The organism is Pseudoalteromonas sp. NCIMB 1079 (assembly GCF_040567695.1).
Taxonomy (GTDB): domain Bacteria; phylum Pseudomonadota; class Gammaproteobacteria; order Enterobacterales; family Alteromonadaceae; genus Pseudoalteromonas; species Pseudoalteromonas distincta.
In genome coordinates, this window is sequence record NZ_JBEWZA010000001.1 from 897,171 (window position 1) to 920,344 (window position 23,174).

The following is a 23,174-nucleotide window of genomic DNA, read 5'->3' on the forward strand; positions in this document are numbered from 1 at the left end:
ACGTCACGTAATCTTATAACAATTTTATTCAGGTTTAATCGGTTTGTTTGAAGTATTTGTATTAGCTATAGCACTCAGTATGGACGCGTTTGCAGTATCCATAGGCTTAGGTTCTAAAAAAGTAGTAAATGCTGAAAAGCTCTTTATTAAAGCCGCTGCTTATTTTGGTTTTTTCCAAGGCTTTATGCCTCTTTTAGGCTATTACAGCGGTAAAGGTTTATCATCTTGGATTGAAGATTATGCACCTTGGATAGCTTTTATTTTGCTAGTATTTATCGGTGGCAAAATGATTTATGAGTCCCAATCTGAAGGAATTGAAGAAGATATTGCTAATGTTACTCATCGTGTGCTATTTGTTCTTGCTATTGCCACCAGTATTGATGCAATGGCGGCAGGTTATGCAATCACATTGCTTGAGGTAGATATAGCCGTAGCTTGCTTGATAATAGGCGTCACGACGTTTGCCTTTAGCTGGATTGGTGTGAATATCGGCGAAAGAAGTGGCGTATGGCTGGAATCTAAAGCTGAACTATTTGGTGGTTTAGTGTTAATCGCAATCGCATTTAAGATATTACTTGGTTGACACAGAACCACCGAATACTAGGCTACTTACCTGAGCAACATGCATTGCCTTCTTGAATAGGAGGACACTTAACTGTTCCATAAGAGCAATAAACGCAACAATCACCTTTTAACGGTTTAAGTAGTGCTTTACAGCTTTCGCATTCGTAATACCATTGGCAAGCGTTTGTAGGCATGGTTTCAACTTTGCTAAATCCACATTCAGGGCAAGTGATTTTAGATTCTAGTTCTATACCTTGCATACTGGTTCCTTAATGGGCTTAACAATATCTAAAATAGACATTACGACCATCCAAATGATCCCAAAGTAAAATAAGTAAGTGCTCCAGTCGTATTGCCATAAAGGATAAAGGGTCAGCAATACTGCAATTGGGCCAATGACACTTAAAACGCCTCTCAATGAATCTCGATGTTGATACCAATTATAGAAATTAACTAACAACGCTAGTGAAGCAAATAATGGCAATAAGGTGTTCACCGCTATCCCTTCAAAATGTGAAAGAAAACCTAACCCAAGAGCAGATGCCAATGAGCCGAGTGCAGGAAAACATGCTGTGCAGCTAAGGGCGGCTAGCCAAACGCCACCAGAACCTACTTTATCTAGAATTTTATTGATCATAACTATCTACCTCAATTTTTAAGGTAGTATAAACTCCGTACATAAGTACGGGGTCAATAGCTATTTAAGTGAATTTATTACCGGGCAGGATTGAGGGTCTTGATTGGCCTTGCAAGAATCTGTCATATCTTGAATTACTTTCTCTAATCGCTGTAAATCAGCAATTTTATTACGAATGAGATTAAGTTTTTGCAACCCCATCGACTCAATATCAGCGCAACTGTCACTTAGTGACATAAGCGATTCAATTTCTTTCAGCGTAAACCCTAATGCTTTAGCTTTCAGAATAAATTTGAGTTGACTGGTAAGGGCATCGCCATACATTCTGTAACCAGACTCTGGTTTTAAAGGTTGCTCTATCAGACCTTGGCGCTCATAGAAACGGATTGTTTCAACATTGATATCTAAATCTTTTGCCAGTTTTCCAATGGTTCTCATAAACATACTCTTTAGAAGCAGAAATATCATTATACAATTAATGCGGATTGCCTAAACTCAATTTTATTGCATGAACGGGGTCGCTAAGCGTCCTCTTTGTAGAATTAAGTTCACATATCCAGATCACTCTGACCGTCTCTTGTTCGCTCTTGCTGCCTGTCAGGTGAAGTCTAAGCCTAATCAACAAAACTGTAAGTTGAGATATGAGCTACTACATCTAATCTATTGTTTCGTTGAAACTAATTCAATAATTTCACCAGTAGACGTATCCACTCTTATTTCTGTATGTTGCCCTGAATGCTGAAGTTGATTTTGTAAATCGGCATTAATCAGTTTGAGCTTATCTATTTCTGCGTACATTTCACTCAACAACACTAATAACTTTGTATCTTTATTATCGATTTCCTTAGTGCCGATATTATTTTTTTGCTTTTCTTTAGCAAGCTTGCTTTTTAGTTCGGCTACCTTTGTTCTGAGTTGTTTTATTAAATTATCTTTATTTTTTTCTTCCCAAGTTAATTGAGCTTTTTCAATACTTTCTCGTAACTTTACCCATTTTTCTTCTTCTTTAGATAGATTCGCAATATTTCTTTTAGCTCTCGTTGCTACTGCATTTTTGGTTATCTTGCTGCCATCAGATTTCATCTCTTCAAAAGCACGTTTTATATCATCATATGCGCTACTCATGCTTGTTCTCCTTGGTTTGTATGCGCTTTGCCTTCATCTAATACATAGTCAGCTGCTGCTATATTATTTTTCCAGTGAATAGCAAATAGCTCGTAATCTTCTTGCTCTTCTGTGGTTGATGCTGCATATGCCTCTAGTTTCTGGGTCGCATCTTTTTTTATCACTTGCCAATTGACCTTGTGGCGTTTGGTAATGATTTTACTACCACAATACACACAGCCACTAGGGATTCCTGCTCCTTTTATCTTGCAAGCTTCTCCCGCAGTGCAGTACCCCGTAGGCAAGCCACGTATGTTTTTAATATTTTTGACGAGAAATTTTTTCAGTTCTTCAATTGAACTGAAATGGATCTGCTTAATCACAGTCGAATCTTTACTTTGACTATCAGTAATACCTATTATCAGATCTTTAGATGTTTTATTAATTTGCTCACCAGCACCACCTTTAAGTGATTGTGACTCGGCTTCATCTATTAACTCTTCTGCAACACGGTCAATTAAAATCTCATTAAACTCTTCAGTAGTTTTAATTAAAGTTGTTGAGGCCAAAAATGCTCTTCGAGTATAAACAAACGTCATTAGGCTGGTTAAATGTTTAAATTGATATCTAATATCATCAAGCTCACCTAATTTATTGGCAATGACAAAGTAGGCCAACGTATGTCGAAACATGTGAGCGGTTAATCTAAACGTATCGCCTTCTTCGTATGGGACACCTCTATTCTCTCCTCTAACTTCTTTGTAGTTAGATTCAAGGCGTTCAAGCTCTGCTATATCATCATCGTCTAGAGTTAAGTCAAAAAGCTCAATGTTTTCACTGTTTTTAACCTCAAATTTTGTGAATCGCCCAGCATCGCTAAAACTAACACTACAGCTACTATGTGAAACCCCGAAAAGACGGTTTCTTTCTAACCCTTCTTTCAAGTTGTGTGCTTGACTACTTGTTATATTGGCTCTGCATGAAGAAAGTACAGCTTTTGCCCTTTCTTGCATACCGAACACATATTTTTCGTAAATACCAACACACTCATGTACTTCAGCGTTTGAAAACCATTCCATCTCAACCTTACTGTTGTCGGTTTTGGTCATGATTGCCGTAATGTAATAAATATCATCTTTGTAATTGGCACAGCCAACCTTGCATGTAAGTACTTCGTTATATCTCATGCCTGTATAGGCCAAGATATTAATGTATGTGGCTAATTTTAAATCTTCTAATTCTTCGGATAATTGAATGAATTCCACTTCATCGGGTAAGTTTCTTACATGTTTTGCTATTAGCTCACCTGTACTAATTTTGGGCGGTGGTTCAACGGAGCCTTCATTTAAACTATCTATTAAGCGTGCATTTAATTCTAGCCATCGTTCTATCTTATCCTTAGAGTTTTCAACTATTTTTTCTGCAAACTTCAGAATTTTTTTCATTACTTTAGTAGGAATGACAGGGTGCGAATAAGTGACTGGTCTCGGATGGTGTAACTCGTTTAGTTGGTTAAGTACATCAATAAAAACACTACACACCTTAGGGCCAAAAAGACGAAAGCTGCGCTGCACGTCAAATAGTTTAGTAAATGAGTGTGATTGTCTGTAAATAGCTATTTTCCTGACTTCATATAAATAGTCTTTTATGAGATTCCTAATAACTAAGTCAGATTTGAACTCCAACTCATGAAATGAGTGATAACCTCTTTGTCTTAAGAAGGCTGCAAATAAATTTAGATACGTTACATCATTTTGAAGTGTAGAGATTTTTAGAGGTTTACCGCCTACAACATCACCATGTGTGAGTTTAATTAGTGAATAAATTCGAATTTGATATGCTAATTCATCAACACCTTTAAAATTCACATTTCTTTGCGTTTCTTCATAGCTTATCCAAGTGTCATCGCCAAAGTGAATAGTGCCATGTTTAGCAATATTCAATGCTCTGTTTTCCCACAAAGCAATCGAATTAAAAGCGCTAGTATCATCAACTTTAAAATCTTCTAACACCTGAACCAAAGGTTTTATAGTGATTTGACCTGTATGTGTTTTTACAACAGCGATATCAAGTAGTTTTGTTTTAGTTATCTCTTTGGTCATAGCAAACCTGTGTTTTTCCAATGAGGATGAATACCCTCTGTTCTCAATAGTTCTTTTCCATCAGTCACAGCTTGAGCATTAAGCTTGGCAATATCAGCTAATATTTCGTTAACCCTATTTTTCAACTGCTCTATGTTTTCCAGTTGCTCTGTTATAGAGTCAAATGTTGCGGCTGAGTTTTCCATATCAGCAACAACAAAATCCCGGTATGACAAAAGTTTCCAAACATGCAATGCGTCAGCAACACAGCGATAGAACGGACACCACAAGCATGCGTTAAAGTCGGCACATGCATGCTCGTTTGTATCTCGCTGGTCTAATAATTTCCTGTTTTGTGATTCGAATGCCACTACTGCGGATTTATCTTTTGAGTTAATGCATGTGCCATTCGGGACTTTTTTACCGTCTTCTGGTGGAGTCTGCAAAATGATTACTTTGTCGGTAACATCGCGAACAAAATAGTCTGCCATTGTTTTTGTCGCTCTGTTGATTGTCATTGCAACATCTTTGTTATCTTGCATTAAATAATGACGCAAGAACGTTTCATAAGAGTGCTTGCCAGCTTTTTGATACCACTTAAATTCTTTGGCAACTTTTCGGTAAATGTAGTTAAGCCCTGATTTTCTGATCTTTTGCGAATTAAATACGATATCACACCCAAGCTCAGTCAATATCCTATCTATAGTGGTCTTGAAACGTGATGCTGTTAATAATTGAATCTTTACTTCTCCAATACTATTTACTTTGGGAAAAACAAAAATTCTTTTTGATAGGTTCTCAATAGAAGGGCGGTAAATAGACGTAAGTTTAGTCGCAGCCTTAATATCAAATATTACTGGTTCGACAACGTCGCCGTATAAGACGCCTTCTTTTTCTAGATCTTCGGCTTTAATTTCAAATTTATGCCATTGTGTTTGATAATTAGCTCGGCGTTTAAATAAACGAAGAGCAGGAGTTTTACTTGAATGTAATGGCGTGTTAAAGAAAAATAAGTCGTCAGTATCAAGCTCTAGCGTAGGAGTTGAATTCCAACCAGTTTTCAATATGACTTTTGCTGCATAAAGTGTAACTTTGTCTTTAATTGTGAGTAAGGTCTCAGAAAGCCCTTTTTCTATGTAATATGCTAATTCTACTACTTCTCTATATGAGTAGAGCTTATCTTGATTCTGAGAGAGTTGCTCTTGATGTTGTGCAGTTAATTCGGTGTTGACCGGAAAGCTTTTAATAGTATCTAGACCATAAAACGATAGTAATTTGTCGATAGCGCTCTGATATTGATTACCAACAAAAACCGACAAATCGCCTTGTTTTGATTTTAGTTGAATTGCCTCTCTTATAGCCTTTAGTATCTCACAGTTATTTTCAACAAAAGCATGAACCCCATGATTGGCAATAAGCTTCATTTGTTCATCTGTTAATGATGATGCATTTTCTTTCAATGCTCTAGCCATACTACCTATGTAACCTTTGAGAGTGACGATGCCTATGCTCTCGCCATCAATTCGCTTTGTAAAAACTTTATGGTATTCGACTAGGTTTTGATAAAATTTATAGGCATTGTCATATACCCACTCATGCTTCTGCCATTCGGTAGTGTCACTTTCTTTAAGGTAATAGCCCAATGAGTAGGGTAATAAACTTTCCTTTGCGATTTTTTCACCCGTAACAAAGTGGTAAAGGTCCAATGCAGCGTTTAGTAGCAGTAAAAACTGCTGGTTATTTTGAGTTTCTTCTTGGTAATGCTTATAAAGGTATTTAAATCCCTGAAGGCCATTTTCTGCAAACCCTTGAATTCCACGCTCACTAAGCAGCTTAATTATTGGTGATGCTACGCTACCAGCACTATTCAACCACCTTGGAAATGATAAAGTTGAGGATCTAACTCTTGTTGTATTAGCTTCCGAAGCGCTTGCTATCTGATTTTTCAAAAAAGCATCAACTTCATTGCCAAATTTGGATGATATGCTTTGTGCATACCCTATCACTTCGGCTTCAGTTTTAAATTGATTGACTCTAGCTTTACCCCACACATCGGGTAGTATAAATTTTAAAAAAGTACGGAAGTTGTGATTGCATATAAATGATGAAACGAATTCCCTATCCTTTAATGTTGCCAATAATGGCAGTTTGACGCGTTCAGTATTCTTAAAAGTATCATGTAGACAAATATTTATAATAGCAGTCGCAGTTTTGAGGATGTTGTCTCTAATAGAAGAATCTTTGAGGCTTAATTCTGGAAGGACGAGATAGTCCAGATATTTTTTTAGTAATTTACGAGTCTCTTTTACTTGATGGAATTCAAGTTCGAATAATTTAGTTATGTCGATTGAAGTAGCCCCATTTACTAGCCTAAAAGGAGCGTTGATAGCGTTATCATAAAAATGAAACTTAGCTATGTTTTCTAAAGCTTCTTCTATACGAGTAGCATAACTAGGTAGCTTGACATCATTTATTTCATTAATGCAAAAGTATTCCAGTTCTTGCCAAATTTCAAAGTCTGATAGAGCATTTAATCCCGAAGTTTGAATTGATGTCGCAGTATCTGCACTAACCTTATTAAGGGCTAGAGGAAGAATGTGCTGTAAACTGACACAAGCATTCCGCAAGCGACTCATTGAAATAGCAGTGTCGTCACCTGTGCTAATATTGCTTTCTTTGTCATATGCCCTGTTAAATAAAACGTCTAACTGTTCGGCTAGAACAATTGAATGAGGTTTAAATCTAGCAGGAATACGATTGGACTTCCGCGTTTTAACTTGCTGTAGCATCTTCAGCCTCACGCATAAGCAATTCGTTAACATCACCGTAGATATCTTTTACCCACTCTGACATCGCTCCGTATGCATCCACTGATACACTTTTGGCAAAGTCGATGTAACGTTTGGTTGTTTTAAAGCTTTCGTGACTCATCAAAGTCATTAGTGTTTGTCGGATGGAACTTTCTGATTCACCTTTGTCAATTAGGTATTTAGCGACATAAGTAGCAAAGGTAGCGCGTAAGTCATGGAATGTGCGTAATAGTATTTCTAATCCCTGCTTCCTTTGTTCTTTTCTAACTATGGAAATAGTATTCCCCGGTGTATCTTCGCTTATCCGCGATCCTGAACTATTCATAAACAAAGGAAGCGGATGTTCGCTATTGTCCATACCATGATTAGTCTCATGTTTGGTACGTCGCTTCATATTTTGAATTGTCAAAGTGTGATTGTACAAAAGCTTCATTAGAACTCGCGCTATTGTTAATCTCACTGGCTTATGTCCTTTTCGTACAATGTTCAATTTTGGAATACGTTTCTCGTTTTCTTTTTCATCAGGGTTAAAGAGGTCTTTCTGGTCGATGGCCGAAATTTCAAAAGATCGAAGTCCACCTAACAAGGCACACTGCAAATAAAGTTTATAAGTCTCTTTTTGAGCTGTATTCGTCTCCAGTAACTGTTTAAGTTCTTTTGGAGAATATGGTTGTAGACCTTTGTCTGGTGAGTCTTCTTTTTGTTTCAATGTATTTGGAATGCTCAAATTACTGACCCATTTCCATAAGCCCCCAGAACGATTGTTGCTGGTAGGTAATTGAAACAACGAACTGACACCTGATTTAGCTTTCGATTTAATACGTACCTGTTTGTATTCAAGTGAGAAGGGGAGGCTATCTATAGCTCCGCGCTTATGGCTCCATATATAGAATGCTTTAACAGCTCTAATTCGTTCTTGAGCGCTGTTAAAGCTTATGCGTTTAGACTTATCTTTGGTTTCGACTCTTTCACATAAATGTTTGTGATATCTCCACACAGGTAACCTAGAAATATCATCATCTACAGATTGTTTTGAAAGTGGTGCAGCTATTACTTCAAAATAGGATGCATCATCTTTATCCAACCAATCTAAGAAAGCTTTTAAGTGCTTAGCTATACTGCGAACAGACTTAACATCTAATGGCTTTCCCGGTTGGCTGGCATGATAAGCGTCACTAAAAGCCTCATTGTCTATTTGATTCTTTTTGAGACTGAAATGACCTTCAAAGCGGTGCATTAAAAATAAGTTCATTTCTTGGCATTCGGTGAAGCGAGTCGGGTGATATAGCACTGGAAAATTAGGTTCTATTTTATCGTGCCTATATGAGTGAGTTCTGATGCCTTTTTCAGTCTTAATAGGTTGCCCTGATTTATCGAGGTGAAAAGACATTCCTTTTCCAAAGTTGACTGATGTTTTAATTATTTTAGTTTTTGTTGTATTTCGAAGTATCATTTTCGTTCACCTTTGATTCTTAGCTAGAGTATGTGTGTAAAAACTTTTTTGTTCAAGTTTATTGAGGGTATGATAGTATTATATCAATTCGGGGGTGATTTTAGATGAGAGCCAAAATTTAACGGCATCTCAACTTAAAACGATTATTACTCGCTGCGGCGAAGGTACTAAATTAATTTGTACAGGTAACTTGGCGCAAATAGATAGTAATTATTTAACGCCAGTAACATCAGGCTTAACCTACATAGTAGAGCGCTTTAAAAACTTTGAAGGCAGCGCAACAATAAATCTCAACGGTGTTGTACGTAGCCGCTTAGCATCATTTGCAGAAGAAAATTTATAACTTGCGCTTAACAAATTGGCTCGATAGTCTATCGATTGATTTTCGAGCCAAATGGCAGGCAGTACATTGATTTTTTTACCTCTGAAGCATTATTATCGTTCATTATTTATTGCGCTGTTAGTGCCATTGATTGTCGCTTTTTTACTGTGCTTGCACTTATATAATATAAAGCTTGAGCGGACGGTTGAAAAACGCCAAGCTGATTTTACAAATATTTCAGCACAGGTTACTCACGGGATGGACTCGGTGAGTAATCTACTTACCACCATGTTTAACTTATACGAGCAAGCGACTTATCCCAAAATAAACCAAGATTTGCTCGAAGGCATAAATCAATATGATGGTTACTATTATCGTCATTTTATTGATCAAAGTACGGAAATTGTAGGTAAAGGTGAGTTTGCGTTATCAGCTAAGGCATTAATGCAGTGGCAGCAGGCTATTACATTAGGGCCTTCGTTTAATACAACGCTTGCGTTGATGCAGTCGTTATCTGCTGTAGCGTATGTTGATGATAATGGTTTTGCTTATGTAAGCAGGCACAACAAAAGCCAAAGTTTAATGCTTACTGAAATTCTAAATGGAAAATTTAAGCCAAAATTTTCGCAAAACAAACTTACTTCAAGTCCTATTGTTAAAGTGAATGACAATTCGTATTTTGCTATTGGTCGACAACGAAGCACAGGCTCAGCCGAGTACATTATTTTAATTTATGATGTTCAAGCAATTTCTGGATGGTTAAAAAAGGTGTCACCGAACAGTGGTGAATACGTTTTTATGAACCAATCGCATCAAATTATCGCCAGCTCTAAACAGATAATAGAGCAAGCGACTGCGTTAAAAAATTATTGGCCAGACTTGGCCGATCATCAGAGTCAAAAAACAGTATTAACTAGTGATAGTAATTATTTTATGCAGCCTATGGATGAGTTACCTATTCACGCCGCATTTTACGAGCACAAACCCCAATTAATAAGCTCAATTAAGTATGAGATATTACTAGAGTTTACTTTTTTAACGCTATTTTTAAGTATTATGTTTGGCGTGTTTTTTTGGTTAAGTCAGCGCATTTTTATAAAGCCGATGACTCACTTAATGTCATACCTTGAGAGTAACGGTACACAACCCCAAGAGCAGCTAAATTACAAAGTACCACTGAGCTGGCAACCTTGGTTTTCTAAAGTGAAGCGGGTATTTACTAAAAACAAACAGTTAGTTGATTCATTAAAAAGTGCAAATAAAGCTCTGGACGACCAAGTTCAGCTGCAATCAGAAAAACTAAGCCGCAGTTACGAAGCGAAAGAGCGCCACTTAGCTTTGCTCAACACTATGCTTAACAGTGTGCCAGACCTTATTTACTTTAAAAGTATTGATGGTTCATTCTTAGGATGCAATAAAGCATTTGAGGCGTATATCGGTAAAGATCAAACTGCATTAGTTGGTAAATATGTAGATGATTTAGGTGACAATGATCAGCAAATAAATGCGCTTGAAAAACAAGTATTACAAAATAGAAATAGTGTTGAACAGCGAATAGAAACCGATACAAAATCGTATCAACTTACTATTGCACCTTTTTATAACGAGCACCAACACCTGTTAGGAACCATGGGTATTGGCCGCGATATTACCGAGCAGCAACAAACATTATTGGCCTTAAAATCATCTGAATCTAAATTTAGAAGTGCAATTGAATTTGCGGCTAACTGCGTGGTTTTACTCTCGCTTGAACACACAATATTACAAGTTAATAAAGCAGCAAGAAAGCAGTTTTCTGATCAGCCAGTACTAGTTGGGGAGCAGTTGAAAGCATTATTTGATGACTCCCAATGGCAGCAAATAAAAAGCACTTTAGCGCAATTGCTAGATGACAAAAAACGCGTATACCATTTAACGCTTGCTCAAGGAGGTTTAACAAGCTGGTTGCAACTAAGTGTATCGCTTGTCTGGGATGAAAACCGCGATCCAGCTTATTATGTTATACACATTCAGGATGTAAGTGCCTTAACTAAATCAAAACTAGATGCTGAACGAGCAACCTTAGCTAAAAGCCGCTTTATAGCCAATTTAAGTCATGAAATACGTACCCCTTTGAACGCTGTTTTAGGGTTGCTTGATATGTTAATTGAGCAAGGCTTAACGCAAAAGCAATTACAACAAACGGATCAAGCTAAGCATGCAGCACAAAGCTTGTTATTAATGCTTAATAGAATGCTTGATTTTGCACGTATTGAAGGTTCGCAAACCGATTTAAAACAAGCATCTTTTAGCATGGTTGAGCTGGTAGATATTTGTGAAAGCTTAACGGCTCCATTGTGCGAAGGAAAAGGTATTGAATTTTTTATTGATATTGACCCGCTAATAGCACCTGATTTGATATGCGACAGTATACGTTTGCAGCAAATATTAGGTAACTTATTAACTAATGCCGTTAAGTTTACAAAAACAGGTTCCATTACTTTAAAAATGGAACTTATTGAAAGCGATAGCCTAGAGCAACAGCATATTTGCTTTAAAGTAATTGATACTGGCATGGGTATAGATGAAGCCGATCAAAGTCGCTTATTCGACGCTTTTACTCAAGGTGATGAATCTTCAACCCGCATACACCAAGGGGTTGGGCTAGGTTTAGCTATTGTTAAACATGCAGTATCGTTAATGGGTGGGGAGATTGCTTTAAAGAGTAAAAAAGGCCACGGCAGCGAATTTTATTTCAGTATTCGCTTTTTAGTTGATACCACTAAAAACACAGTGTTACCGACTAATACATTGGCTATTTTATCTGATCAAAGTAAAGAGCTTAAGCAGGTGACAAATGCATATAACGAACTTGCTAATATTAATTTAGATGAGGTACTAAAATACCCAATTAAGCTCTCTAATACTCAAAAAATAATAATTGATGCAGCTGACTTACCTGCACTTTTAAATGTTGAAGCGATTAATGATTCGTTATCAGCTAAAGAAACATCGGTAATTATTATTAATCATCAGCACACACTTAATTTACCGACAAGCGAGCACTTAGCTGCGCATCACGTTAAAGCATCGGCATTAGGGCAAAGGCTATTTAGTTTGAACTCTCAGCAAAAGCCTATAGTTAATACAAGTGCCGCAGTACACAGTGCAACTGAAAGTAAAGCTGATATATCGGGTCTACTTGTATTAGCCATTGATGATAATCAGCTTAACTTAGAAATAATTAGCAGTGTTCTGCGCCAAGCAAACGTAAATGTTGTTACGGCTTTAAGCGCATCAATTGGTATGGAATTATTGCAAGTTTTGAAGCCTGACTTAATATTGATGGATGTGCAAATGCCGAAAATAGATGGTTGTCAAGCAACCGCTTTGATTCGTCAACAGTTTGACGCAAAACAACTGCCTATTTTTGCTTTAACGGCTCATTGTGAACCTGCTGATGTTGAACGTTCTTTAAAGTGCGGCATGAATAAACATTTAACTAAACCGGTTGTTGCTAAAGTACTTATTGATGCAATTGCTGATTTAAACTTAGTTAAACCAAGCTTTTTTGAAAAATCATTTGCTTTAACGCAGTTTAGTATGGATGAAAAGCTACTTAATACAATGATTGATAAGTTTGCTAGCTTGTGTGAAACCCAGTTATCGCAACTAGAAGAAACAACCAATAAGGATGATTTGGTACGTTTAGTGCATAGTATCAAGGGTGTAGCAGGTAATTTAGGTTTTAGACGATTATCACATTGTGCTTTATTGTGTGAAAGAACGCTTAAAACAACTAATAAGCCTATTGAGATTACACTACAAGAGCTTATCATACAGCTAGAACAGGTAATTGTTTTTATAAAAGGGCTAGGGGTTAGGGATGTCGAAAAGAGCTAAAGTACTTATTGTGGATGATGATCCAATCAATAGATTAGTACTTGAAAAAACACTCAAAGCAGAACATGACGTGTTCTTAGTTGAAAGTGGCGAAAAAGCACTGACCTTTGTAAAAACAGCGCAAGTTGATTTAATAATCCTTGATGTAATTATGCCTGGAATTGACGGCTATCAAGTACTTGTGGAGCTTAAAGAAAACCCAATAACTCAGTCTATTCCTATTATATTTATATCAGCCAATCGTAGCCATGATGATGAAGCAAAGGGCTTAGAGCTCGGTGCAATGGACTACATAACCAAGCCATTTAGTCCTTCTATTGTTCGCGTTAGAGTGCGCAACCAACTCCTCATAAAGCAAAAAAATGATTTGCTAGAAATGCTAGCTTCGATAGATGGCTTAACTGAAATACCAAATAGACGCTACCTTGATGAAAACTTATCTCGAGAATGGCGCCGCAGCAAGCGAAGTGGAACACCGCTATCGGTGTTACTTATGGATATAGACCACTTTAAACGTTACAACGATTGCTACGGACACCGTGCTGGCGATGAGTGTTTAAAGAATGTTGCGCAAGCACTTGCAGCTCAATGTGAACGTGGCAGTGACTTTATTGCTCGTTATGGCGGAGAAGAATTTGCTGCTGTGCTACCAGGAATTGATAAGCATGAGGCAATGGAGTTTGCTAATAAATTACGCAATGCTGTAAATGCTTTGAATATAGAACATAAAGCTTCATTAAATGCAGACCACATCACTATAAGTATAGGTATTGCCACTACACAAAGTGGTAAGGAGTATGCTGAGCAAGCATTGTTAGAAGAGGCCGATTTAGGCTTATATGCCGCTAAAGATGCAGGGCGAGATAGAATAGTCGCACGCTAAAAACTTAATATACAAAAAACGCCAATATTTATATATTGGCGTTTTTGTATCGAACTACTTTTTATTGGTTACTGCGTGATCATACCTAAAGCGGTTTCACCAATGCCCACTAACTTATCATTTTTAAATACAAGTGGCGTACATTCATCTTTTGTTGTTTTTGAATCTGAATGCTTGCTATGCGTTACATAAAAAAGTACATGGTATACATCGTCATCTTTTTTTAATAGCTCAGTGAAATTAGGCGTTTTTAATTGCGTTAAAACAGACTGGTAGCTGCTATCCATTTTTAGCTCCGATATAACTTCACGATTATTTTTATGCTGTGCTTGCCAGCTTGATGAGTTTTTCCCTGCCCAATGAGTCTCAGCTTCGCCATCTGATACGGCAATAACACAGCCTGTTAAAAATGGAGCGATTAAAGCGGCTGCTAAAAGTGATTTTTTCATTTTTATTTACCTTAATAAGATTTTTAATTGGTTATTAACTGTATTAAAGCAAAGAGTAGACCATATTGATAAGTTGTTATGAATCAGTTTGTTAAGTGAGTTAAGCTGTTTTTATCTAATAAAATATTAAATATATTAGTAAAAACAGCCATTTTTTAGCTTATTTGATTACTACAATAAAATGATTAAACCAAGCGGTTGCGTGATTCACCTTTAGTAAATGCAGCAATATTTAAACTTACTTCATTAATTAGACGCACAATAGATTCAGTACTTGCCCATGCAATATGTGGAGTAAGCAATAAGTTATTGCCTGTGTAACTAGCAAGTGGGTTTGAAGCTTCAGCAGGTTCTTTAGTGAGTACATCAACGCCCGCACCGGCAATTAGGTTTTGCTCAAGCGCTGTTGCTAAGTCGGCTTCGTTAATAATACCACCACGTGCCGTATTAATAATTATAGCGCTTGGCTTCATCATTTTAAGCTCATTAAGTGCAATTAAATCACGTGTTTCATCTGTAAGCGGGCAGTGTATGCTGATTATATCGGCTGTTTTAATGACGTCTTCAAAAGGCGTACGACCATCACGACATTTAACCCCTTTACGCTCTGCAACAATGACATTAGCGCCAAATGCCTCAGCCACTTTAGCAACGCCTTTGCCTAGTGTACCGCCGCCTATAATGGCAAATGTTTTACCCTGTAAGTCGTTAAAGCTGTAATCGAGTATGCAAAACATTTCACTTTTTTGCCACGCGCCCTGCTGGCAATCTGCCTGATAGCGGTGGGTGTTACCCAGTAAGTTAGTAATTAAAGAAAATGTATGTTGAACAACAGAAGGTGTTGAGTAGCCAGCTACATTAGTGACGGCAATACCAAATTCTTTAGCGGCTTCTAAATCAACATTATTAGTACCGGTTGCACTTACGCAAATTAATTTCAGCTGTGTTAGCTGACTAATTGTATCGCGATTCAAAACTGCTTTATTAGTGATTAATACATCAGCGCCTTGGCAATGCTCAATAACTTGCTCTGGGCTGGTAAGTTCATAAGTCGTTAATTTACCAAGTTGTTCTATACACGAAAGAGATGTTTTAGCTAACGTTGCGTTATCAAGAATAGTAATGTTCATTATGAGCCCTAAAATAAGTGGATCTGAAAGAGTTAAAATCGTAAAAAAGAGGCTTACGATCCATCAAAAATCTAAAATATGGGCTTAAGGTACTACGAAAAAAAGGCTTTGTTAATGGTATTACTACCAAATGATTAGAGGGCATGTAATTAAAGGGTTTAGTATTAGTGGTCTGCCCACTAGTTGATTAAGAACATGGTATTTTGATCAACTGATCAGTTTTTTGCACTTTTAAGCAAGCTCATGGTCATAGAAGGTAATTAAACTCGGCTTTAAAGCAAGTTGCTAAAATAAAAAATCGTTTTTTTGGTTATTTCGCATTTTAGATTGGCTGAGTTATAATCGGATATAGACATAAACGGTGCGCTTTAGCGTACCGTTTTTTAACATTGTAGATGTAGTAATGAGTGAATTAGAAGATAAATACGCAGATATACGCCCATACAACGACGACGAAGTTGCGGCGTCGCTTACACGTTTGATTAACGATGATGCGTTTATTGATGTAATAGCAAAGTATAATTTACCGCGCTTTTTATCGGCAGTGCCTTTTATTGCGCGTCCAATGGTAAGAAGTCAGTTACGCAAAAAATGGGGCAAAGTAAGCACCGTTGAAGATGTGCAAAATGAAGTGGCGCAATACTTAGATAAACTAGTGAAGCGCACCACATCAAAAGTTACCTTTTCTGGGCTAGATCAGTTAGACGCTAATCAGGCTTATTTATTTATTTCAAACCACAGAGACATAGTGCTTGATCCTGCATTAGTTAATTGGGGTTTATATCAGCATAAAATGAAAACAGTGCGTATTGCTATTGGCGATAATTTATTGCAAATACCTTACATTACGGAGCTTATGCGTTTAAATAAAAGCTTCATTGTTAAGCGCTCTGCTAAAGCACCAAAAGAAATGTTAAAAGCATTAACCCAGTTATCGTCATATATCTATGACTCTTTAATCGGTGGAAATTCTATTTGGATTGCACAAAAAGAAGGGCGTGCAAAAGACGGTTTTGATCAAACAGATCCTGCCCTTTTAAAAATGTTGCAATTAAATGGACGTAAACAAAAGAAAGAATTTGGCGATTATATTAAAGAGTTAAAAATAGTGCCTGTTTCTATTTCTTATCAATATGAACCGTGTGCAATTGCTAAGGCTAAAGAGCTTTATCATAAACAGCATCATGGTGAATATATTAAGTCAGCGGGTGAAGATATTGCCAGTATTGTTGAAGGTTTTAGTTCAGCTAAAGGGCATGTGCATTTAGCATTTGGACAACCAATCGAATCTAAATGTGATAGTGCTGAAGAGTTGGCTAAAACAATTGATAGGCAAATTGTAGATTCGTTTTATTTGCATCCAGGTAATTACATTGCTGGTGGCTGTAAAGAGGCGGTAATAGACTCTCCAGATACAGCGACGTTTGAGAAGCGTTTAGCCTGTGTACCAGAAGAGTTAAAACCTTTAGTGCTGGCCATGTACGCTAAGCCATTTCACCGCAAAACAGAGATAAATACCAATAGCTGTGAGCATTAATAATCCCAGCTCAACAAAACTAAGCAGCAATTAAATTGCTGCTTTTTTTTTGCTCAAAAATAACGCTATACTAATACCTCCTCTTCAACTGGGCGGTACTTATACATGCAACAAATTGAAATATTTGATATTCCAAGCCCTTGCAAAAGTATTTGCTTAGTTAATAACAGAGGGTATTGCAAAGGGTGTTATCGTAGTCGGGATGAACGCTTTTCGTGGAATACCTTATCGAACGACCAAAAAAAGAAGGTGCTTAGTTTGTGCCAGCAGCGCTACAAGCGCTATCTACAAAAAAAACAGCAAAATGCAGTGCCAAGCACGCAGGCGCAGCAGCAAGGGTTCGACTTTTAAAAGCTCAATCCATATTTGGCTCTTAGTGCGTACACAGTGCCATTGTTAGTTAAGTTAATTAATGACATTTTAAGCTTTTCTACTAAGTTTTCATTACGCTTATTTAAATAATGATAAAGCGGATGAGTACTCAACACTTCTTTTACAAAACAGCCTTGAGGTGACGGGAGGTCATTGTTTTGCATTATAAAGTTAATCATTAAAGCCCCTTGTACTTTCTGCTGAGCAAGCAAATTGAGTTGGGTATTAATGCTTTTAACTTTAATAATATTTCCTGCAAACTGTGTGTTTGCTAAATAATGTTCTTGCACAGGGTAACCGCCAATAATTGCGACACTATCGAGCTGCTCTAAACGGCTAGGCAAACAGTTTTTATATAATACTAAGTCAAACTTAAATAGCTCATAATCAACTCTAATTAAGTTTTCGTAATTTTCTTCAATGCTTGCGTCTCTCCCTAACTGCCCATCAAGTACGCCATTATTTGCAGCGAGCAAAGCATTTTGATGGTTAAAATCGATTATATTTATTTTAAAACCTATATCTGCGTATGCTAATTTTAAAAGCTCTAAGGCATAATCAGCTTGAGGTGTGCTTTGCGGACGGTTAAAAGTAAGGTTGTATTGATGGCTAAAACAAGGTGCAATAAAAAATAAATTTACCAATAATAACAAGATACTAAAACGTCTGTTCATTATCGGTTCCAATTACTACAGAAATAAATAAAATAAGACGCGTATAATAACAAGTAGATTACCTCTTGCCCAGTTTAGAGGGGGAATCAAATAATCTTAAAAACGAATGAGGAAGTATTGTGAGTTTTAATTTATGTCTATTACCACGTGAAGAAAAATATCAAATTCAGTTAGATTATGAAGCGTCTTTTTGGGCGTATCAAATTAAGCGTAATAAAAAAACGAGAGAGCAAGTTTACAACACAATCCACAGCCGCCCAGTGGCAGAGCAAATGGTTTTGAAACAAAAATTTGAACAGTATTTAGCGCTAATGCTTAGCTAAATATCGATATAAAAATGTATAAAGTTGAAGTGTTAAATGAACTAAAAACCCCACTTGTGAATAAATTTTACAAAAAGCACAGCGTAAGAGGGCGTGCTAATAAACAAGATAAGGTATGGGTAACTTACTATAATAATGAAATAGTGGCAGCATGTAGGTTACAAGATAAAACAGAGTTTTTATTTTTATCTACCATGTTTGTTGCGCTGGAACATCGCGGTAAAGGGATTGCAAAACAATTGCTTTCAACACTCTTAAAGTCGCAAAATAGAGAGATAAAGACCTTCGCATATGAAAACGTAGCTGATTTATATTGTGCTATTGGTTTTAACCAGGTGTTAACATATACTCTTGCTTTACAAGTACTTTTTGATACTTACAAACATCGAAATATAGTCGCTCTAGAGTACCCATAATAATAAATAATAATATGGAATAAGCATGAGTAAATGCGTTAATGGGATCATTAGTTGCTTTGTAGTTTTAATAACTATTCTAAGTTGCCAAGTAGGGGCACAAGTAAAACGTTTATCTCCAAGCGAAGGCTTATCGCAAAGCTACGTTAATACAATGCTTATAGACACTAACGGTTACCTTTGGCTTTCGACAGAGGCTGGGCTTAATCGTTATGATGGCTATCAAGTTATTCCAATAAACGGCCCTAATGGTGAGTTAGAAGAGGCGATCATCGATCGTATTTACCAAGACCCTCAAGGGCATATTTGGATAGCCTCTTTACTTGCAGGCCTATTTAGATACGACCCCGTAACAGATTCATATCAGCAATTTCTAGAAAAACCTACCAGTGAAGAAGAAATTATCAATCAGTCTGTTTTTAGTATGGTGGCCGTTGATAAAAAAACACTTTGGATTGGGCGAGGCCGCGATTTTGCAAAGCTTGATATAGCAACCGGAAAAATAACAACTATTTTTGAGCTGCCTGCTAAATATAAAAATACCCTTGTGAGAAAGCTGTTTGCCTACAATGGTTATATATTTATAGGTACAAGCCATGGTGCATACGTATTTGATATTGCAACAGAGCAAGTTAGACCCCTACAGCACTTAAAAGGTGAAGCTGAACATATTTACCAAAATAATGTTAAGTCGTTCGCATTAGGTGAAAATAAACAGTTGTTAGTAGGGGCGGTACAAGGCTTATACGAAGTTGATATTAGTAACTTATCAAAAATGTTTGAACGCCCAGATTTACCTTTTAAAAGTAAAGTATTACTAAGTGACTTAAATGTTTGGAGCATAGTAAACGAACACGGAACAATAGATTTAGCTACCGACAAAGGCTTGTTTAAATTTGATTTAAACACAAAAGAGATGATTAAAAATACTCGAATAGCCAAAAGTAAGTACACACTTGCCGATACCAGTATTATTGATATGGCTAAAGATAAATCGGGTGGTACATGGGTTGCGACTAAGACTGATGGAGCGTTTTACTTATCTCACGACAGCTATCATTTTAATAATGTCGATGGCACTTTGCTCGGGGGGGATGGTTTATCACATCACTCTATCTGGGGGATTACCGAATATAAAGATAAGCTTTGGCTTGCAACGCATAACGGTATTACCGAGGTTGATTTAAAAACAAATATTGGTAAAGCTTATTTAAAAGACTACAAAGTCGACTTACTCAACACTGAGTTTACCGTATATGAAATAATGCCCTATAAAGATAATTTATGGCTTTATACAAACCGTGGTTTATTTATTTTTGACCCTGTAACGCATCAAGTTAGCGAACCTAAAGTGCATAACCCTGCTGATCAAGAGTTGATTACTGGTAGAGTGCATGGCGTTACACTAATGCCAAATGGAGATCTATACTTTGTGCACTCAGATCATGGGGTATTTATATACAATATAGATTCTCAAGTAATAACGCGTCTGGGTGGCCAGCTCGACCAGTTTGAACCCTTTTTAGCTCATGGCTTTTTACCCGCGTTGAGCAATAAGCCAGACTCGCCACTATTTTTTAATGCTGGAATTTTATATCAAGTAAACCCAAGTGATTTAGCACTTAAAATGATTTACAAAGTGCCAAAGCAGCACGAAAACGTAGCCATTAGCGTGCTTTCTTATTTAATTGATAACAACAATATATTGTGGATATCACTTTCTAATTTTGGCTTGATAGGCCTTGACGCGTCTACTTATCAATTAGTACATACAATCGATCTAGAGAAGAATAAATTAGGCACATTGCTTTACGATATGGTGCTAGATGATGATGGCATGATCTGGATGAGTAGCCATAAAGGCATTTGGCGATTAAACCCAGAAACACTTCATTTTCAACAATTTTCTACATCTGAAGGGCTACTCTCTGCTGAGTTTAATAGTAACGCCATGGCACAGCTTAAAGATGGCCATATTGCGTACGGTAGCTTAAAAGGTTTTACTTATTTTCACCCAATGGAAAACCAAAATTACCAGTCACTTATTGATCACGTAAATATTACGCGAGTTGATTTAATGTCACGAGATCTATCGCTTGATTTAAAACAGCCGCTCAACGAAGTTGTGTTAAATCATGATGATATTGGGCTTGAAGTGGCATTTTCTGCCATGGCATTTAGTAATCAAGAACGCATTATTTATGAGTATCAACTCGATAACGGACAAAAAAGTTATACTCGAAATAACAACCGCGTATTGTTTCCAAAATTGAATCCAGGTAATTACCAATTAAAAGTTTGGGCTAAAGACCCCCTGACTGGCGAATATACCTCGCCTGCTATTTTAAAAATAAAAGTAAAGTATCCGCTTTGGCGTGCACCTTATTTTATGGTGCTTTACGCCATGCTGTTTATTGGTTTTGTTGCTATGTGGGTTATGCGCCGTAATAAAATTCAACGTATTTTATTGGCAGCAAATAAAGAAAGTAAAGAAAGCGAAGCCCGTCTAAAGCTAGCGCTTGAAGGCAGCGAATCGGGTGTTTGGGATTGGGAATCAAGCAATCCAAGTATTTACCAACCTCGCTTAGCGAGTGAGTTAGGCTACGAAAATGAAACCGTAAGCCTTGATGAATATTTATCTAAAATTCATCCGCAGGACAAACAGCTATTTCGCTTAGAGTGGCTTGAGTTTTTATCTACCGATAAAGGTTACTTTAATTGTACCTACCGCCTGCGCCATGCAAAAGGCTATTGGCGCTGGTATAAGGACTTTGGAAAAGTAGTTGAGTGGGATGATAAAACTCCACAAAAAGTAGCGGGTACTTATACAAATATGACCCGTGAGATGGTGTTTGAAGAACACGCTTTACTATTTACGGCAGCATTTGAGCAAACACGTGATTGGGTGTTTATACTCGATAAAAACTTAAATATTCGGGCTTCTAATAAATCACTGCAAACCGCCTTTAACTTCTCCGCTGAGTCGTTATCTAGCCGGACTTTAAATTTAGGTATATCGCGCAGCAATCGTTTTGATTATTTACGCATTATGCAAAAGCTATCTGTTGGGGAGCATTTTTCGTGCGAAGACAGTGTGGTTTTAGCTAATGGTGAATCGCGTCATGTACTTGTGAAAATAAGTGCAGTGGCCGATAACGAGCAGCGCCTTAATAGTTATGTCATTATTTTAACCGATATAAACGCACAAAAATCAGCTGAAAATGAGCTGCACTTATTGGCCAACTACGATGCCTTAACTGGGCTGCCAAATCGTACATTATTTAATGACCGCGTTGAACACGCCCTTGAACAAGCAAAACTGCATGGATGCAAAGTGGCTTTGTTACATATCAATATTAAACGTTTTAAATACTTTAATGACTCATTAGGGCACGAAGCGGCTGATGAGCTAATTAAAGAAGTTGCTGAGCGCTTAAAGTGCTCTTTGCGACCATCGGATAGTGTTGCGCGATTTGGTGGCGATGAGTTTGTTGTGCTAGTAGAAGATATTCATCAGATAGAGCAAGTACTTATAATATGTACTAAGTTGATGGATTGCGTGAATCAAAATATTGCGATTAATGGCCAAGTTGTAAACGTTAATTTAAGTATTGGTGTGTCGATATCGCCAGATGACGCAGAGCAAGGCCCTGCTCTTTTAAAAGCTGCGAGCATAGCGTTATATCATGCAAAAGACTCTTTAGAAGGGCGCTACCAGTTTTATAAGCAAGAGATGAATCAGCATGTTCAAAGAGCACTACATCTTGAATCTCAGCTTACTAGAGCGTATCGAGAAGAAAAATTTTGCAATTACTATCAGCCTATTATAAATGCTAAAAGTCAAAAAACAGAAGGCTTTGAAGTACTTCTTCGTTGGCCCGAAAATAAACTAGTACAAACTCAAGAGTTTTCGCTGGCTGCAGAGGGGATAGGCTTAATTACAAAAATTATGCTGCAGACTTTTGCGCGCGCTTTATTGGAGTTAAAAGAGTGGCGAAAAGCCTCACCTAACCTGTATTTATCTATTAACTTATCAGCACTAGATTTTGAGTTTAAAGAACTCGTACCTGAAATTAAAAAAGCGTTAAATAATTCAGGTGTATCATCTGAGGCTATTGTTTTTGAAATAACAGAGTCTGTACTTATGCGCGACTCTCACCAAGCTCTGCACAGCATGGAACAACTTAAAAAGTTGGGTTGTAGATTGTACATGGATGATTTTGGCACGGGTTACGCATCCCTTACTTATTTAAAACGTTTTCCTATTGATGTACTCAAAATAGATAGAAGCTTTGTACAAGACATAGGCATAGACTCTGATGATGAGGCCATTATCCAATCAACACTCGCGCTTGCAGATAGTTTAGGCAAAGAGTGTGTAGCTGAAGGCGTAGAAAGCTCGCATCAACTTGCTTTTTTAAAGGCGAGAGGGTGCAAGCATTTCCAAGGGTATTTATTTAGTAAACCGGTACCTAATACCGACGTACTCGCGCTTATTAATCGCGATTGGAGTGATATATTCAATTGAGAATAGTCG

General features: G+C 37.2%; 18 protein-coding genes and 1 pseudogene. 9 read left to right on the top strand and 10 right to left on the bottom strand.

Features of this window, described 5'->3' with window-relative positions; translation table 11 throughout:
- Window positions 1-43: 43 nt before the first annotated feature.
- A complete protein-coding gene (locus ABX891_RS04180; protein WP_008109708.1) occupies window positions 44-583 on the top strand; it encodes a manganese efflux pump MntP in 540 nt (179 codons plus the stop codon).
- 22 nt (window positions 584-605) lie between these two features.
- Here ABX891_RS04180 and ABX891_RS04185 read toward each other — a convergent pair whose 3' ends face one another.
- The 7 genes from ABX891_RS04185 to ABX891_RS04215 all read right to left on the bottom strand — a co-directional run bounded on the left by ABX891_RS04185 (window position 606) and on the right by ABX891_RS04215 (window position 8,649).
- Window positions 606-824, bottom strand: a complete 219-nt coding sequence (locus ABX891_RS04185) for a GDCCVxC domain-containing (seleno)protein (protein ID WP_008109710.1) — start codon at window positions 822-824, stop codon at window positions 606-608.
- Window positions 812-1,201, bottom strand: coding sequence for an organomercurial transporter MerC (gene merC, locus ABX891_RS04190; protein WP_008109712.1), 390 nt, complete (start codon window positions 1,199-1,201; stop codon window positions 812-814). The genes ABX891_RS04185 and merC overlap by 13 nt, the downstream gene beginning before the upstream one ends.
- A 60-nt stretch (window positions 1,202-1,261) precedes the next feature.
- Window positions 1,262-1,639, bottom strand: a complete 378-nt coding sequence (locus tag ABX891_RS04195; RefSeq protein WP_008464133.1) for a MerR family transcriptional regulator — start codon at window positions 1,637-1,639, stop codon at window positions 1,262-1,264.
- Between the two features lie 222 nt (window positions 1,640-1,861).
- Window positions 1,862-2,326, bottom strand: a complete 465-nt coding sequence (locus ABX891_RS04200; protein WP_008113385.1) for a hypothetical protein — start codon at window positions 2,324-2,326, stop codon at window positions 1,862-1,864.
- Window positions 2,323-4,407 (bottom strand): site-specific integrase, encoded by a 2,085-nt coding sequence (locus tag ABX891_RS04205; protein WP_008113384.1) that lies wholly within the window; start codon window positions 4,405-4,407, stop codon window positions 2,323-2,325. Before ABX891_RS04205 ends, ABX891_RS04200 begins: the two co-directional genes overlap by 4 nt.
- Window positions 4,404-7,175 carry a hypothetical protein gene (locus ABX891_RS04210; RefSeq protein ID WP_013465872.1) on the bottom strand — a complete coding sequence of 924 codons (2,772 nt, stop codon included), beginning with the start codon at window positions 7,173-7,175 and terminating at the stop codon, window positions 4,404-4,406. Before ABX891_RS04210 ends, ABX891_RS04205 begins: the two co-directional genes overlap by 4 nt.
- Window positions 7,159-8,649, bottom strand: a complete 1,491-nt coding sequence (locus ABX891_RS04215) for a tyrosine-type recombinase/integrase (RefSeq protein WP_008113382.1) — start codon at window positions 8,647-8,649, stop codon at window positions 7,159-7,161. The genes ABX891_RS04210 and ABX891_RS04215 overlap by 17 nt, the downstream gene beginning before the upstream one ends.
- An 85-nt stretch (window positions 8,650-8,734) precedes the next feature.
- Between ABX891_RS04215 and ABX891_RS04220 the strand changes: the two are divergent.
- From ABX891_RS04220 to ABX891_RS04230, 3 genes and pseudogenes are all read left to right on the top strand, one after another.
- Window positions 8,735-8,992, top strand: a pseudogene (locus tag ABX891_RS04220) (PhoH family protein); the annotation flags it as partial.
- A gap of 51 nt (window positions 8,993-9,043) precedes the next feature.
- The gene (locus ABX891_RS04225; protein ID WP_354628962.1) at window positions 9,044-12,853 is read left to right on the top strand and encodes a PAS domain-containing hybrid sensor histidine kinase/response regulator; all 3,810 of its coding nucleotides are present in this window, start codon (window positions 9,044-9,046) and stop codon (window positions 12,851-12,853) included.
- Complete coding sequence (locus ABX891_RS04230) at window positions 12,837-13,736, top strand: diguanylate cyclase (RefSeq protein ID WP_354628963.1); 900 nt, start codon at window positions 12,837-12,839, stop codon at window positions 13,734-13,736. Before ABX891_RS04225 ends, ABX891_RS04230 begins: the two co-directional genes overlap by 17 nt.
- Before the next feature lie 68 nt (window positions 13,737-13,804).
- On the opposite strand, the gene ABX891_RS04235 is transcribed toward ABX891_RS04230, so the two are convergent.
- Window positions 13,805-14,185 (bottom strand): DUF3192 domain-containing protein, encoded by a 381-nt coding sequence (locus ABX891_RS04235; RefSeq protein ID WP_354628964.1) that lies wholly within the window; start codon window positions 14,183-14,185, stop codon window positions 13,805-13,807.
- Between the two features lie 185 nt (window positions 14,186-14,370).
- A complete protein-coding gene (locus ABX891_RS04240; protein WP_354628965.1) occupies window positions 14,371-15,315 on the bottom strand; it encodes a D-2-hydroxyacid dehydrogenase in 945 nt (314 codons plus the stop codon).
- A gap of 403 nt (window positions 15,316-15,718) precedes the next feature.
- On the opposite strand from ABX891_RS04240, the gene ABX891_RS04245 reads away from it, so the two are divergent.
- Window positions 15,719-16,852, top strand: a complete 1,134-nt coding sequence (locus tag ABX891_RS04245; RefSeq protein ID WP_290193223.1) for a 1-acyl-sn-glycerol-3-phosphate acyltransferase — start codon at window positions 15,719-15,721, stop codon at window positions 16,850-16,852.
- Between the two features lie 105 nt (window positions 16,853-16,957).
- The gene (locus tag ABX891_RS04250) at window positions 16,958-17,203 is read left to right on the top strand and encodes a DUF1289 domain-containing protein (RefSeq protein ID WP_008170756.1); all 246 of its coding nucleotides are present in this window, start codon (window positions 16,958-16,960) and stop codon (window positions 17,201-17,203) included.
- On the opposite strand, the gene ABX891_RS04255 is transcribed toward ABX891_RS04250, so the two are convergent.
- Complete coding sequence (locus tag ABX891_RS04255) at window positions 17,200-17,898, bottom strand: transporter substrate-binding domain-containing protein (RefSeq protein WP_341601899.1); 699 nt, start codon at window positions 17,896-17,898, stop codon at window positions 17,200-17,202. The genes ABX891_RS04250 and ABX891_RS04255 overlap by 4 nt on opposite strands.
- Window positions 17,899-18,017: 119 nt before the next feature.
- Here ABX891_RS04255 and ABX891_RS04260 point away from each other — a divergent pair, with 119 nt between their 5' ends.
- Genes ABX891_RS04260 through ABX891_RS04270 form a run of 3 tightly spaced genes read left to right on the top strand, consistent with a single transcriptional unit; the run spans window position 18,018 to window position 23,165 of the window.
- Entirely contained in the window at window positions 18,018-18,221 is a 204-nt protein-coding gene (locus tag ABX891_RS04260; RefSeq protein ID WP_024596204.1) for a DUF3283 family protein, read from the top strand.
- A gap of 14 nt (window positions 18,222-18,235) precedes the next feature.
- Entirely contained in the window at window positions 18,236-18,637 is a 402-nt protein-coding gene (locus ABX891_RS04265; RefSeq protein WP_024596205.1) for a GNAT family N-acetyltransferase, read from the top strand.
- A 25-nt stretch (window positions 18,638-18,662) separates the two neighbouring features.
- Complete coding sequence (locus ABX891_RS04270) at window positions 18,663-23,165, top strand: EAL domain-containing protein (RefSeq protein ID WP_354628966.1); 4,503 nt, start codon at window positions 18,663-18,665, stop codon at window positions 23,163-23,165.
- The last annotated feature ends 9 nt before the right edge of the window (window positions 23,166-23,174 follow it).